At 63.1% G+C, this 14,636-nt stretch carries 11 protein-coding genes; 1 reads left to right on the top strand and 10 read right to left on the bottom strand.

Annotated elements, in window-relative coordinates; translation table 11 throughout:
• From DK391_RS41995 to DK391_RS41950, 10 genes are all read right to left on the bottom strand, one after another.
• Positions 1-530: glycosyltransferase family 4 protein (locus DK391_RS41995; RefSeq protein ID WP_162601058.1), on the bottom strand; the 530-nt coding region annotated here is incomplete at its 3' end.
• Between the two features lie 43 nt (positions 531-573).
• Positions 574-1,782 carry a glycosyltransferase family 4 protein gene (locus tag DK391_RS41990; RefSeq protein WP_109483907.1) on the bottom strand — a complete coding sequence of 403 codons (1,209 nt, stop codon included), beginning with the start codon at positions 1,780-1,782 and terminating at the stop codon, positions 574-576.
• Positions 1,779-3,242 (bottom strand): glucose-6-phosphate isomerase, encoded by a 1,464-nt coding sequence (locus DK391_RS41985; RefSeq protein WP_109483906.1) that lies wholly within the window; start codon positions 3,240-3,242, stop codon positions 1,779-1,781. The genes DK391_RS41990 and DK391_RS41985 overlap by 4 nt, the downstream gene beginning before the upstream one ends.
• A 3-nt stretch (positions 3,243-3,245) precedes the next feature.
• Positions 3,246-4,391, bottom strand: a complete 1,146-nt coding sequence (locus DK391_RS41980) for a glycosyltransferase family 4 protein (protein WP_109483905.1) — start codon at positions 4,389-4,391, stop codon at positions 3,246-3,248.
• Positions 4,388-5,350: a glycosyltransferase family 2 protein gene (locus tag DK391_RS41975; RefSeq protein WP_109483904.1), complete on the bottom strand. Its 963-nt coding sequence runs from the start codon at positions 5,348-5,350 to the stop codon at positions 4,388-4,390. Before DK391_RS41975 ends, DK391_RS41980 begins: the two co-directional genes overlap by 4 nt.
• A gap of 66 nt (positions 5,351-5,416) precedes the next feature.
• Positions 5,417-7,609, bottom strand: a complete 2,193-nt coding sequence (locus tag DK391_RS41970) for a polysaccharide biosynthesis tyrosine autokinase (protein ID WP_109483903.1) — start codon at positions 7,607-7,609, stop codon at positions 5,417-5,419.
• A gap of 168 nt (positions 7,610-7,777) precedes the next feature.
• Entirely contained in the window at positions 7,778-8,959 is a 1,182-nt protein-coding gene (locus tag DK391_RS41965) for a polysaccharide biosynthesis/export family protein (RefSeq protein WP_109483902.1), read from the bottom strand.
• Positions 8,953-9,405 carry a low molecular weight protein-tyrosine-phosphatase gene (locus DK391_RS41960; RefSeq protein WP_109483901.1) on the bottom strand — a complete coding sequence of 151 codons (453 nt, stop codon included), beginning with the start codon at positions 9,403-9,405 and terminating at the stop codon, positions 8,953-8,955. The genes DK391_RS41965 and DK391_RS41960 overlap by 7 nt, the downstream gene beginning before the upstream one ends.
• Before the next feature lie 37 nt (positions 9,406-9,442).
• Complete coding sequence (locus tag DK391_RS41955) at positions 9,443-10,852, bottom strand: UDP-glucose/GDP-mannose dehydrogenase family protein (protein WP_109483900.1); 1,410 nt, start codon at positions 10,850-10,852, stop codon at positions 9,443-9,445.
• Between the two features lie 75 nt (positions 10,853-10,927).
• Positions 10,928-12,325, bottom strand: coding sequence for an undecaprenyl-phosphate glucose phosphotransferase (locus tag DK391_RS41950; RefSeq protein ID WP_109483899.1), 1,398 nt, complete (start codon positions 12,323-12,325; stop codon positions 10,928-10,930).
• Positions 12,326-12,952: 627 nt separating this feature from the next.
• Between DK391_RS41950 and DK391_RS41945 the strand changes: the two genes are divergently transcribed.
• Complete coding sequence (locus DK391_RS41945; protein WP_109483898.1) at positions 12,953-14,482, top strand: mannose-1-phosphate guanylyltransferase/mannose-6-phosphate isomerase; 1,530 nt, start codon at positions 12,953-12,955, stop codon at positions 14,480-14,482.
• Positions 14,483-14,636 lie beyond the last annotated feature (154 nt).

Here is a 14,636-nt window from a genome sequence, read left to right as displayed (position 1 = left end):
GGCACGACCCGCACGCGATCAGCGGGAATCCCATAACGCGACGTGAGAATGCGGCCAAACGCATCCGACAGCACGATCAGCCGCGACGAACGCGCATAGACAGTCTGCTCCAGATAGCGCTTCGCACGCTGGCCGAGCGAGTCCGCGCCTTCGACATGACTCTCGTCGGCCCACGGCCCCTGAAAATGCGACACCTGCGGAATGCCGCGCATCGCGTCGAGGCCGGGAAACGTGTACAGCGCGAAGTGCGACGAGATCACGTCAGGGCGCTGCGCGCGAATCTCACGGCGCAGCGCGCGGCGTGCCGCCATCAGACGCAGCGGCAGCGATTGCGCGGCCGAGCCGAAGCCATTGATCGCGCCATTGGTGTCCTGCGCGACGCGCTCCGAGCCGGCAACCACGCCGCGCACTTCGACGCCCGCTCCCGGCAGCGCGCCGATCAGCGAGTAGTACATGCGGTCGAGACCGCCCGCGCGCTCGGGAAACCAGTGCATGCCGATCTGCAGCGATTTGATGGAACGAGTGGTCATGGTGTGTCCTTCCTTGTCGTTGTCGACGTGCACGTGCCGCGCGTTACGCGCGATCCAGCACGTTCGCGTTGAGCGTGTCGGTGTCGTTGTTGATCTGTTTCGTGCTGCGGCGGTCTTCGCGCTGGCCTGCAATCTGCCGGTATAGCGCGATGTACTGCTGCGCCATGCGCGCCCAGCCGAAGCCCGTCGCCAGTTCGCTGGCAGCGCGGCCCATCGCGAGGCGCGCTTCGTCGTTGGAAGCGAGACGGCCGATAGCCTGGGCGAGCGCCTGGGGATCGTCGGGATCGTCGAGCACGATGCCGCATTCGGGCGTGATGATCTCCGCCCCGCCTGCCGTGTGCGCCGTCACCACGGGCAGACCCGCCGCCATTGCTTCGAGCAGCGACAGGCTCATCGCTTCGTAGCGCGACGGAAACACATAGGCATCGACGGAATGCATCAGCACGGGCATTTCCTTGACCAGCCCCAGAAAATGCACGCGATCCGCAATGCCCAGCGCTTTCGCCTCTTCCGGATAGGGACTGCCGGGCAGATAACCCGCCACGGCGATATGCACGCGCTCTGGCAGATGCGTCAGCGCTTTCAGCACCGTGCCGAGGTTCTTGCGCGGCGTGCGCAGATCGCCGACGAACAGCAGCAGGAACTTGTCGTCAGGCAGCTTGAAGCGCGCACGGTCGCCCGTCGCGGCGGCAAAGCCCTGCGTATCGACGCCGTTGTAGATCACGTCGAGCCGGTTATGCGGCGTGAGGCCGATCGCTGCGATCTCGGTCGCGACCTTCTGCGACACGGCCGTGATCACGCGCGAGCGCCGGTATGCCCAGCCTTCGAGCACGGCGTTCATGCGCGTATAGACGAACTGATACGCGGACCACACACCCTTGCCAAGACCGAACGGGTAGTACTTGCTCTTGAACCAGCCGGTATGCACGAAGTGCGCGGTGTTCACGTCGGCGGCCGTCCACGTGATGAAGCCGTTGACGTGCAGCACGTCGTAGTCGGCGCGATGCGTGCGCAGCCACCACGCGCTCTTCAGCGCGAACACCTGCTGGCGCAGCAGATTGGTCGGCCAGAAACGGCCGATCTTCACGGGCACCCATTTTACCAGCGGGTGTTGCAGCAGTTCGGGCGCGACATGCGAGGCAATCAGCGTGACCTCGATATTTTCACCGAGCGCCGCGCGCGCGATTTCGTGGTTGACGCGGCCCTGCCCGTCGTTATGGCGCACTACGTGCGTGACGATGGCGACTCTCAATCGGTGCCTCCATGAAAGAATGAACGGCGGCGCGTGTTCAGCTTTTGCCAGTGCGCCGCGGAAATAATCGAAAACACGCCCATGAACAGCAGCAGGCCGCCCGTGCCGACGAGCGAGTTGGTGAAGACGAGCATCGCGAAGATCGACAGTGCCAGCGACAGCGACGCCGATGCGAACTTGTCGTCGCGCAGCCTGAACGAGGCGCGCAGCGCACGCATCAGCAGCCAGATCACGCCCGACATGTACAGCAGCGTGCCCGGCCAGCCGAGCACGAACGGAATGTTCATCACGCCGCTGTCGAAGTTGCCGTACTGGCCGAGCTGGCCGCCATCGTTCGAGAGCTTGGTCGAGGTGCCCGTTGCGCCGAGTCCTTCGCCCGTCACATCGGTGAAGGCGGTTTTTGCGAAGGTGGCGTAGAACTCGTTACGCGCGGCGTAGCTCTGGTCGTCGTGCAGATTGACGATCGTGTCCAGACGCGCCTGCATCCGTTCGGCAACAGGGCCAACGGCAAGCAGCGGCACGCACAGTCCCGTCAGCACCACCGCACTCGCGAAGATCCGGATGCGCACCTTGTTGTTCGACTTGACCAGCTGGATCAGCATCGCGATCACCCAGCCGCCCCACGTCGAGCGCACCAGCGACAGGCAGAACGACAGAAAGCCGAGCGCGCCCGCCACCCAGCGCACGCGATGGGTCGCGGCCATCACGTAGACCATCGCGCCCATCATCGCGAGCGCGAACGGGCCCGACGAATTCATCGTGCTGAACACGCGTACGCCAAACGGCACCGGATCGCCCTGCGAGTTCATCTGCGAACCGAGCATCCACAGCGCGTCCCACTGCGGCATGATGAAGAACTGCACGAGGCCGTAGCCGCCCATCAGCAGCATGCCCCAGATAAACGTGTTGATGATGGTCTCGCGGAATTCCGGGTACTGGCGCGAGTGCGCCATGATGTGAAAGCCGATCAGGATCGGATAAACCCAGTTCGCGAGGTCATACAGGGCCGCTAGCGGGCCGCTGGAGACGACGCCGATCATGAACGCATAGCCGAGACCCGCGAGCACCAGCAGAACCGGCAAACCGCGTTTCTGCGCGAGTACGGGGTAGAAGCGGATCAGCGACAGCCCACTGATCATCGTGACGGCCAGCGGCGCGACCTGAATCAGGCTGGTGGGCGTGAAGGCGCCCTTCGACCAGTCGGCCAGACGCCGCACTTCCGGGCTCAGGAACCACAGCCACCACATATAGCCGACGTATTTCGCGGGCGCCTTGAAGTACAGCCAGAAGCCGACGGCAATCGACAGCACCGGAAACGCGAGCGTAAGCACCGTGCCCTGGTGCGCGACGATCAGCATGACCGTGACGAGCCACAGCAACGCAGGCGGCAGCCAGTCGCGCCGCTCGCTCTTCACGATGCGCGCAGCGTTGTCGATCCCGGCGCGTGCAATCGACGACATCGCTTACATCCCTCCCCGGCCAGGCGTCGACACGCGGGCGTTCGCGTTCCCGGGCCTCGCACCCTGCGCGTGCTGTGCCTGGCGGCGCAACAGGTCGCGCGTGATCTTCACGTGCTGCTGCGCATAGTGCTGCGTCGTGTGATCGCGCGAGACGAGTTCCATCGATGCCGCCTGCGCCTGCTGCAGCGCTTCATCGGGCGATGCGATGAGGCCGAGGAACGCTTCGCGCAATGCGTCGGCGTCGAATGGCGGCACATAGGTCGCTGCGCGCGCCGAAAAATAATACTGCAGCCCGCCGACATTCGTCACCACCATCGGCTTGCCGACAGCCGCCGCTTCGAGCATCACCGTGATACCGGACGCATGCGAGTTCGGACGCAGCGGCACAACGCCCACATCGGCCCAGTCGTACAGTTCACGCTGTTTTTTAAGCCCCGCTGCCGGCGCGACCTGCACGTTCAGCGAACGCAGCGCACGCGGAATACGCCGGCGCGTGGCGAGCCGCACCGCGAAGCGCGGATCATTGCCGACGGCCTTGATCAGCGTTTCCCAGTCGCGGTCGCGATCATTGCCGATAGCGGCGATGCGCAGCGGCGTACCCGGCTGCCAGCTTTTCGGCGACTGCACGGGAAAATCGCGCGTGTTCAGGCCGTAGAACAGCGGCGTCGCATCGCGATTGAAATACGTGCGGCACAGTTCGGCGTTGTCGCGCGCGAGCGTGGTGAGCAGATCGGCACGCTGGATCAGCTTGCGATAGAACCAGCGGCGCAGGACCCCATACTCGGTCCACTTGTCGAGCAGCCAGACGCTTTGCGCGAGCAGCAGCGGCTGCGTATCACGCTTGCCGCTCATCATCAGCATCAGCGCCGTGGACAGCCATTCCTGTTCGGTGTGCGTCCAGATCACGTCCGAGCGCAGCATCTCGTCGCGATTGCGCATCGTGTGGATCAGGTCGAAGCCGAGCAGCGTCTTCAGCGCGCGCCGTACGAGACGAACGGGCTTGCTCTCTTTCGCGTCCTGCGAATAGCTGAGCTTGAATTCGTCGGATTCGGCGTGGTGATAGCCGTACAGGCAGCCGATGTTCTCGCCCGGACGATAAAACCGCGGATCGGCGCCGTAGAACAGATGCACATGAACCTTTGTCGTCATGCGTGCACTCCCGTGCCAGTGCCCGTACCGCGATGCTGCGCAAACGCGCGGCGCGCTTCACGTGCACCCGTGCGCACGGCATGCCAGCGTGCGAGCCGGGTGCGCGCGCCTTTCGACGTCAGTGCCAGCACCGCATGCACGGCGCCCGGATAGACGCGCGTGCCGACCAGCGCATACCACCACCAGGCAATCTCACGCTGCCCCGGCGGCAACTGCTCGCGCAGGATCAGATGCAGGTTGTACGCGGCATTGCGCACGGCTGCCATCGATTGCGCATCGCGGCGGTCATCGTCGAAACGCTCGGCGGGATAGTGATCCACGGCGACGCGCGGATCGTAGACGAGCTTCCAGCCGGCGTTCTTCACGCTCATGCTGAAGGCCATGTCGTTATGCACTTGTGCACCGGCGCCACGCAGACGTCCATCGAAACGGATCTGACGGATCGCCTCGCGCCGGTAGCTCATGTTCGCGCCTTTGAGCAGATCGACTTCGCGCGCCTCGCCCACGCCAAGGTGATGATTGCCGATGATCTTGCCCGACTTCATCATCTTGCCGACGAGGAAGCGCGAGCCGTCCAGCACGCCGCCCTTCTGATGCACCCAGTCGCGGCCGCCGAGCGCGCCCAGCGCCGCATCGCTTTCAAAGGCCGCGCCGATACGGCGCACCCAGTCGGAATGCGGTGCGGCGTCGTCGTCGGTGATGGCGATCACGTCGCCTGTGGCGGCATCGAGGCCGCGATTGAGCGCGGCCACCTGGCCGGGCACTTCGACGGCGGCAATGTTCAGCGGCAATGCGCCCACTACGAGCGGATTGGCGAGACATTCATGCGTGGCGTCATCGTCGGGACGCGCGACGACCACCACTTCGTCGGGCACGCGTTCCTGTTTCTGCAAGGCGGCAAGGCAGCGCGCGAGGTCTTGCGGGCGGCGATAGGTCGGCACCAGTACCGTAATCTTCATCCTGTACTCTCCGTGGCTTGATTGACGGCGCGTGAGGCGTGCGTTCGATGCACGCCCCAGCACGCATCAGGTGCTCAGGTATTCCTGCACAGCCGCGTAGCTGCGGTCGTAGTTGCCGCGCGCACGCGGCGGCATCGCGTTGAAGATCGCGCCCTGCACGTGCACGCCCGCCGAATGCAGGCGCTTCAGTGCATCGGCGATCTCGCCTTCGCTGTGCATGCCCGAACGCACGACGAAGAACGTCGAGCCGGCATAGCCGCCGATAATCGATGCGTCCGTCACGGCCAGCACCGGCGGCGTATCGATCAGGATCACGTCGTAGCGTTTCGCGAGACCTTCGAGGTATTGCGGCAAGCGCGGCGACATCAGCAGTTCCGACGGATTCGGCGGACGGCGGGCACACGAGATGAACGACAAGTTGTCGATCTCAGTCGCGCGCACTGCTTCTTCCAGCGAAATCTGACCGCTCAGCAATTCCGACAGGCCGTTATCCTGCGAGCCGCCCAGATGCTTTTCGAGCGCGCCGCGGCGCATGTCGCCGGCGATCATCAGCACGCGCTTGCCCGAATGCGCGAGCAGCACCGCGAGGTTGATGGTCAGGAAGCTCTTGCCGACGCCGGGCATCGGGCCGGTGAACATCACGATGCGATTGCGCGCGGCCTGCAGCGTGAACTGCATCGACGTGCGCAGGCTGCGCAGGCTTTCGATACACACGTCCTTCGGCTTCGCATTGGCGAGCACCGCGCGCTGGCGCGTCCCGCCGCGCACGGCGGCGTTCTCCAGCAACGCCTGTTCCGCCGACAGCGGCACCAGACCGTACACAGGCAGATGGAAGGCGCGCTCAACCGTCTCGGGATCGTCGATACCCTTGAACATATTGCGGCGCAGGAACACGAAACCCGTGCCGATGATCAGTCCGAGTATCGTCGCCGCCGACAGGATCAGCGCCTTCTTCGGCTTGACGGGCGAGCCAGGACGCAGCGCGGCATCGACGATATGCACGTTGCCGCCCGTCCCTGCCTTTTGCACGGAGAGTTCCTGCACGCGATTGAGCAGCAGCACGTAGATGTCTTCGGCAACCTTCGCGGCGCGCTGCAGCTGCACGGCTTTCACTTCCGTCGCTGGCAGATCGCGGAAACGGTCCGAGTACTTCGAGCGCTGCGCCTGCAGTTCGGCCATCTGCTGCTGCGCGGCCTTGATCATCGGGTGATCGTCGCCGTAACGCTGTTCGAGCTGCGAAATCTGCAGACGCAAGGCCGAAATCTGCTGCTCGTACTGGATGCTGCCTTCGAGGTAGACCTTCGCTTCGTCGCTCGCGTTGATCGAGCCGCTCTTGCTTTGATACGCCGTGAGCGCCGCTTCCGCGCGTTCGAGATCGGCCTTGAGGCGCGGCTCTTCGCTCTTCAGGAAGTCGAGCATCTTGCTGGCATCGGCCTGCTTGGTGCGGATGTGCTCGACCAGATACGACTGCGCAAGTGCGTTGGCCACGGCCGCCGCATGTTCGGGGCTCTGGTCTTCGAGCGAGATCGAAATCACGCCCGTCTGCTTGCCCTGCTCCTGCACGTTGATGGCCGACTGGAACGCGGCGATCGCGTCGAGGTCGTTGGCGCGCATCACGGTGAACTGCGTGCCGGGACGTGCGACCAGCTTGTTGACCAGCATGGTCACGCCGCCGCCTTGCGCCGGTTGACCGGCCTGGCCGCGCAACAGCAGCTGGCCGTCGGGCGTCATCAGCGTGTAGCGCTCGTTGTCCATGGCGGTGAGGATCAGCTTCTGGCCTTCGAGCGCGGGCGTCACGTCGATCGAATCGACCTCGGCGACTTCACCGCCCCACGCATACGAGCCGAGGCCGCGCCACGGCTTCGCGGGCCGGCCTGGCGTCGCAAGACGCGCGGCGAGGCTGCCGAGCCCGGGGATCGTCTTCGGCGTCTCCGAGAAGTTCAGCTTCATCTGCTGAACCACGGGCGCGACCACACCGCGGCGCTTGCTCATTTCGATCTCGGCGTCGGGGGGAATGGCCGACTGGCCCGTCGAGATGGGCGCGCCCGTTTGCGTCTGCGGGCGCGCCTGCGAGGTGTTGTCCGACGGTTCTACGCGCACGTGCGCATCGGCCGAATACACGGGCTTTGCGACGTAACAGTAGAAGCCGGCAATCGCGACGATGGTCGCGGCAATGCCGATCAGCCACCAGATGTCGTCGATGATCACCTGCAGCAGTTGGCCGAGGACCACGTCCTCTTCTTCGGTTCTGGCCTGCATGGCCAGATGGGGATTCGGTTGAGTGCTCACTTGGATACTCGCTTGAGTGCTCAGGGTTGACCCGGGTCGGGTCGCCAGCGGCATCCGGCGCGTTGCATCCGTTCAGGTTCGGGATGCGAAGCGCCGGCATGCCGGCGGCGTTTCAGGCAATGCTGTCGCGACTGGACTTCAGCGCGTCAGCTGCTTCAGGTAGAACAGGGTCTGCACCGTCGGCAGCACCTGCTGCAGCACACGGTTGAACGTCGTCGATGCCGCCGTGCCCACATACACCACGTCCATCGGCTGCAGTTCGAACTGCGACGACAGCATGATCGCGTCGGGCTTGGTCATATCGAGCCGGTAGACATCGGGCGTGGTCGGCTTGTCCTTCATGCCGCGCATCACGTAGATCTGACGCGGGTTCGCGTCGGTATCGAGAATGCCGCCCGCCTGCGTGAGCGCATCGGCGATGGTCAGCTCGCCCTTGTTCATCGGCACGGGGATCGGCGTCTTCACTTCGCCCATCACGAAGATGCGCGTGTCGCTGCGGTCCGGCACGTTGACGATGTCACCCGGTTCCAGCATCACGTTCTGCGTCGTATCGCCCTTGTCGAGCATGCGGTTCGCGTCGAGCACGTAGAGCTTGCCCTTGCGCGTAAGACGCACACGCTGCAGATCGGCGTTGTCGCTCGAACCGCCCGAGCGCGTGATCGCATCGACCAGCGTCAGCGGCACGTCGGAGAGCGCGAGCGGGCCCGGCGTCTTCACGTCGCCCGTCACCTGCACCTTCTGGCTGCGATACGACAGCACGCGCACATCGACCTGCGGATCGCGGATATACGGAATCAGCTTCTTCGCGAGTTCGTCGCGAATCTGCGCGGTGGTGCGGCCTGACGCATGAATGCGTCCGACGAATGGGAAATAGATCGTGCCGTCGGGCGCGACCGTCTGGCCGTACGGATCGGCCTGACCCGGCAACGCCTGCGTGTACGGCTGCTGCAACGCGCCACCGATCGACTGCGTGGTGTTGCCGCCCGCCGACAGCGTGCTGCCGTTCGGCGTGGTCAGTTCCGGGTGATCCCACACGGTGATGCCGAGAATGTCCTGCGGCGCGACGCGATACACGTCCTGCGTCGGATCGGCGAACGGACCCGGCGGCGGCAGCACCTGCTTTGCGATGGCATCGGCCGTTTGCGCCTGCTGTTTCTGGATCACGGACGCATCGATCAGCGTGACGGGATACGTTTCAGCGGGCTTGTTCTGCTGCTGTTCCTTCAGGCTCGACGTGTCGAGGTAATTCCCCGGCGCCGTCGCGCATGCCGACAGAAAAGTCGTCAGCGCAAGAGTAATCGTGATGTTTCGTTTCAGCATATTTTGTTCAGCCATCCCATGACGAGGTGTTCGATATGCGCGAGGCTGTCGCGATACGTGCCTTCGTCGCGACCATGCGGATCGACGACATCGGCGCTTCCCCACGTGTCCCACTTGCCGAGCGGATACACCTTGCCGCGCGACGTGGGTTCGAGTGCTTCCACGTCTTTCACTTGCCGCTTTTCCGTGACGAGGATCAGATCGGCGTTGCGCACGCTCTGGCGATCGAGCCGCCGTGAGTGATGCGTGCCGCTGTCCACGCCGCGTTCTTCGAGCAGACGCCGCATCACGGGGTCCATGTCGTGTCCGTCGATCGCGCGCAGGCCCGCCGAGCGAAACGCGATGGACCGTGCGCCCTGCGTCTGCTGACGCGTGCGGAACAGCCGCTCGGCGGCAGGCGAGCGGCACACATTGGCGTGGCAGACGATCAGGACGTTCGCGAACATGGGCGGCCTCTTGAAGAGTCGATGACGCCTTGCGGTGTTACAGCGCTTCAGCCGTCGCCAGCGACGCGGCAGCGGCTTGCGCCTGAGCGGGCTGACGGCCGATCGCGTGATACTCGATACCGAGTTCGCGCATCGTGTCCGGCTCGTACAGATTGCGGCCGTCGAAGATCAGCGGCGTTTTCAGCAGCGTCTTGAGGCTGTCGAAATCCGGGCTCTTGAACACCTTCCATTCGGTGAGGATCACGAGTGCATCGGCGTGTTCGGCGGCCTGCATTTCTTCGTCCGCGAACGTGAGGCGCGCGAGGTGCTGCGGCTTGCCTTCGAGATCGAGCGCGAACACGCGCTTCGATTCGTCGATGGCGACCGGGTCATACGCGACCACCTTCGCGCCGCGCGCGAGCAGATCGGCGATCAGCGCGCGGCTCGGCGCTTCGCGCATGTCGTCGGTATTCGGCTTGAATGCGAGGCCCCAGACGGCGAAGGTGCGATCCGACAGATCGTCGCCCAGACGCGCGACGATCTTCTGCGCGAGGATCATCTTCTGCGTCTCGTTCACGGCTTCGACGGCTTCGAGAATGCGCAGGTTGTGACCCATTTCGCTGCCCGTGCGGATCAGCGCCTGCACATCCTTCGGGAAGCACGAACCGCCATAGCCGCAGCCTGCATAGAGGAAGTCGTAGCCGATGCGCGGGTCCGAACCCATGCCACGGCGCACCGCTTCGATATCCGCGCCGACACGGTCGGCGAGATTGGCGAGATCGTTCATGAACGAGATGCGCGTCGCGAGCATCGCGTTGGCCGCGTACTTCGTGAACTCGGCGGAACGCACGTCCATATAGATTGTTCGCTCGCGATTGCGGTTGAACGGCGCGTACAGGCGCTTCATCAGTTCGCGCGCCTTTTCGCCGGGCACGTCTTCGTCGCAACCGAGAATGATGCGGTCCGGGCGCGTGAAGTCTTCCACGGCGGCGCCCTCTTTCAGGAACTCGGGGTTCGACACCACCGAGAACATCTGCTTCAGGCCACGCTGATCCAGCTCTTCCTGCACGGCCTGCGCAACGCGGCGTGCCGTACCCACCGGCACCGTCGACTTGTCGACGATCACCTTGAAGCCCTTCATATGGCGGCCGATGTTGCGCGCCGCGGCCAGCACGTATTGCAGGTCGGCGGAACCGTCTTCATCGGGCGGCGTGCCGACGGCGATGAACTGGATGTCGCCATGTGCGACGGCGGCTTCGACATCCGTCGAAAACTTCAGGCGCCCCGCCTTGCGGTTGCGCGCGATGATCTCCAGCAGACCCGGCTCATGGATCGGCACGCCGCCGTTGTTCAGCACGTCGATCTTGCGCTGATCGACGTCGAGGCAGAAGACGTCGTGTCCGATGTCTGCCAGGCAGGCACCCGTCACGAGGCCCACGTATCCGGTTCCAACGATCGTCAGGTTCATGAATTACACCTCGGAGATTGAATGGTTCAGTGAATGAAGAACGCCTGGCGTTCGTAGCGATGGACGCATCGCGCTTCAGTACGCGTTGCTGCCCACGAAGCCTTTCCAGAAGGTCAGGCCCACGATCTTGATGTCGAGCCAGAAGCTCCAGTGCTGCATGTAGTACAGATCGAGCTTGACGCGGCCCATCATCTTTTCGATGCGGTCGGTTTCGCCGCGATAGCCGTTGATCTGCGCCCAGCCGGTGATGCCGGGCTTGATCCGGTAGCGGTGCATATAGCCCTTCACCAGATCCTTGTAGATATCGTCGTGTTCGAGCGCATGCGGACGCGGGCCGACCACCGACATCTCGCCGCGCAGCACGTTGATGAACTGTGGCAGTTCGTCGAGGCTGGTCTTGCGCAGGAAGGCGCCGACGGGCGTGATGCGCGGATCGCGGCGCGTGGCCTGGGTGATCTTGCCCGCCTCTTCCTTGTGGACCTTCATCGAACGGAACTTGAAGATCTCGAACTCGCGACCGTCGATGCCCTTGCGGCGCTGCCGGAAAAACACCGGTCCCGGCGACGACAGCTTCACCGCCACGGCAATCGCGATCATCACGGGCGCGAGCGCCGTCAGTGCGGCCAGCGCGAACAGGCGGTCGAAGATGCGTTTGGGCAGCACGCGCAGATCGGTGATCGGCGATGCGGCGAGGTTGATCGCGGGCACGCCGAGCAGATCGACCATCGGCTGGTTGAAGAGCGTCAGGCTGCGCACGTCCGGGATGAAACGGATGTTCACGAAGTCGTTGCGGAACTCCATCACGAAGCGAGGGATGACCTTCTCTTTCGACATCGGCAGCGCCATCCACAGCTCGCGCACGGAGCGGCGGCGCATCTCGTCGATCATCGCCGCGTAGTCGCGCCGTACGGGCACGCCTTCGATCGCTTCCGGCTCATCCGTGTCTTCATAGTGGCTGCGGTTGTCGTCTTCGTCGTAGACCACGACCGGGCTAAAGCCTGCTTCGGGACGGCTGCGCATCTGCTCGATCAGAAACTTGCCATACGGCGCACCGCCGACGATGGCCACCTTCTTCTGATTGAAGCCTTCGCGGCGCAAGCCGCGCAGCACCGCATGCACGAGCGACTTCGTGACGATCAGCAGCACCACAGTGGCGACGGCCCAGTACACGAGCCACAGACGCGACAACAGGTCCGCGCGGTGCAGGCTGAAGCTCATCAGCACGCCCGTGACCTCGACCATCGTCCAGCCCATCGTGACACGCGCCAGCAGGTCGTACAGCGGCTTGCCGCGCCACGACTGATAGATGCCGAGCGCGGGGAAGAACAGGATCACCAGCAGGCAGTCGAACGCGAGCGACACGCTCTGGATGTCGTCGAGCCACACGAAACGGCCCGCATGCACGGCCGCTGCGATCAGCGCGCCGAGCGCGACCATGCCGATGTCGATGATTCTCGATAGAACGCTCAGCATGTGCGGCACCTCGCCTTGTCTGTCAGTTTGCTCAAGTTCTATCCACGGGCTGTTGAAAAATGCGCTGCGTCAGTTGCGCGGCGGTTGATCCGGTATTCATCACGCTTTCGTATTAGCGGCTCGCCGCATGACGGCCGTATTGCGATTTGCATCGCAGATCGAATACGGCTTGATCGAAACGAAAGTGTGTCGCTGAGTGAATACCCTTGTACAAGCCTCAATAAAGCGGCATTAAAATTCGCGCTGCAAGGCAGCAAAAAATCTCAAAATGTATCGGCATGATTTGCGATATTTTTTCGTCTTTTATTCGGTAAATTTTGCCGAATCATGCGAATTCACCGTATGGTTTATGCCACACGCGGCGCGTTTCTTTGCCTTTTTGGCGCTTGCGGTGACAGATGCCGTCAGATGCAGCCCGAGCATGCTCTGCATTTCATCCCGGTCGATTGTGTCGAGTCAATTTTTATCTGATTTATTTTCAATTTTTATAACATTGCGAAATTAATCGTCAATGCTTTTCGACTATTTTCAATTGGAATTATTCGACAGAAATTCAATGCCGATTTATTGACGCATTACGACGTGATAAAAACTCAGGCATTCATCCCGCTTCGAGGAGTTATCAACATGACTGCTACGGCATCAGCCGTCGACAATCGACAGGCGAACCAATCCCGGCTCAACGTCAAGCTGAAAGTGCATCCCGTGATTCTGGCGGGCGGCTCCGGCACGCGTCTGTGGCCGATGTCGCGTGAACAGCATCCCAAGCAGCTGATCGGCCTGCTTGGCGCGGACTCGCTGCTGCAATCGACGACGCGTCGGCTCGATGGACTCGATGCCGGTTATCCCGTCGCGGAACAACTGGTGGTGGTCTGCAATGAAGAGCATCGCTTCACGACGGCCGAGCAGTTGCGCGTGAGCGGCAAGCAAAGCCGCCTGATTCTCGAACCGTGCGCACGCGACACGGCCCCTGCCCTGACCATCGCCGCGTTGTCCGTGCTGGCTCAGGACCAGGACGGCATCATGGTCGTGATGCCCGCCGACCACGCCGTCACCGACAGCGAAGGTTTCCACGCAGCCGTGGCGGCGGGCGTGCAGCATGCATCGAACGGTCATATCGTGACGATGGGCATCGTGCCGTTGCGCGCGGAAACGGGCTACGGCTATATCCGCATCGGCGCGTCGCTGCCGGCGAACGACACGTCAAGCGAACGTGCGATCGATGCGCATCAGCTCGACCGCTTTGTCGAGAAGCCGCACGTCGAACTGGCGCAGCGCTACGTCGAATCGAAAGAGTACTGGTGGAACAGCGGCATTTTCATTCTGCGCGCCTCGACGTGGATCAAGGCCGTACGCCACTTTCAGCCCACCATTTACGAAGCCTGCCAGGCCGCGCATGCGCAAGGCACGACGGACGGCGATTTCTTCCGCGTGCAGCGCGACGCGTTTGCCGCGTGCCCGTCCAATTCGATCGACTACGCGGTGATGGAGCAGCTTGGCGGCGATACGTCGGTGTGTTCAGGCGTGGTGGTACCGCTCGACGCGGGCTGGTCCGATGTGGGTTCGTGGGATGCCATCTGGGACATCCTGCCGAAGGATGGCAACGACAACGTTGGCCGTGGCAACGTGATGTTCGAAGGTGCCGGCTCGACGTTCGCGCATTCGGAAGGCCGATTGATTGCGTGCGTGGGCACGCAGGATCTGGTCGTGGTGGAAACGGACGATGCCATTCTCGTCGCCGACAAGAACCGCGTTCAGGATGTGAAGAAGGTGGTTGGCCGGATTCGTGAAGCGCATGGCGCGGAGGCGGTGAATCATCGCAAGGTGCATCGTCCGTGGGGTCACTACGACTCCGTCGATACGGGCGAGCGGTTCCAGGTGAAACGGATTGTGGTGAAGCCAAGTGCGCAGCTGTCGTTGCAGATGCATCATCATCGGGCTGAGCACTGGATCGTTGTGCGTGGCACGGCGCTTGTGACGCGGGGTGAGGAGCGGTTTATTGTCTCTGAGAATGAATCGGCGTATATCCCGCTGGGGGTGAAGCATCGGCTGGAGAATCCGGGCAAGATGCCGCTTGAGATTATCGAGGTGCAGTCGGGGTCGTATCTGGGAGAGGACGATATTGGCCGGTTTGATGATACGTATGGGCGGAGGTAAGGTTTTGAATTTGCTGGCGCTCGAGGGTTGAATCTTTGCTGGCATCCGCGTTTTGTTAGTGGTGCTTCGCGCGTTGCCCCTGTGCGGGGCAGCACCTACTTTTCTTTGCCGCGGCAAAGAAAAGTAGGCAAAAGAAAGCCGCTGAACACCGCCA

This window comes from Paraburkholderia sp. C35 (assembly GCF_003121405.1).
In the GTDB taxonomy this organism is placed as follows: Bacteria; Pseudomonadota; Gammaproteobacteria; order Burkholderiales; family Burkholderiaceae; genus Paraburkholderia.
Note: the sequence above shows the minus strand (reverse complement) of the source record. Positions and strands in the feature narration are given on the sequence as shown.

Coding starts and splice junctions, on each gene's coding strand:
- DK391_RS41985 (WP_109483906.1), bottom strand. CDS start 3,242: ATGTCGTCGATTGCACGCGCCGGGATCGACAACGCTGCGCGCATCGTG.
- DK391_RS41980 (WP_109483905.1), bottom strand. CDS start 4,391: ATGACGACAAAGGTTCATGTGCATCTGTTCTACGGCGCCGATCCGCGG.
- DK391_RS41975 (WP_109483904.1), bottom strand. CDS start 5,350: ATGAAGATTACGGTACTGGTGCCGACCTATCGCCGCCCGCAAGACCTC.
- DK391_RS41970 (WP_109483903.1), bottom strand. CDS start 7,609: ATGCAGGCCAGAACCGAAGAAGAGGACGTGGTCCTCGGCCAACTGCTG.
- DK391_RS41965 (WP_109483902.1), bottom strand. CDS start 8,959: ATGCTGAAACGAAACATCACGATTACTCTTGCGCTGACGACTTTTCTG.
- DK391_RS41960 (WP_109483901.1), bottom strand. CDS start 9,405: ATGTTCGCGAACGTCCTGATCGTCTGCCACGCCAATGTGTGCCGCTCG.
- DK391_RS41955 (WP_109483900.1), bottom strand. CDS start 10,852: ATGAACCTGACGATCGTTGGAACCGGATACGTGGGCCTCGTGACGGGT.
- DK391_RS41950 (WP_109483899.1), bottom strand. CDS start 12,325: ATGCTGAGCGTTCTATCGAGAATCATCGACATCGGCATGGTCGCGCTC.
- DK391_RS41945 (WP_109483898.1), top strand. CDS start 12,953: ATGACTGCTACGGCATCAGCCGTCGACAATCGACAGGCGAACCAATCC.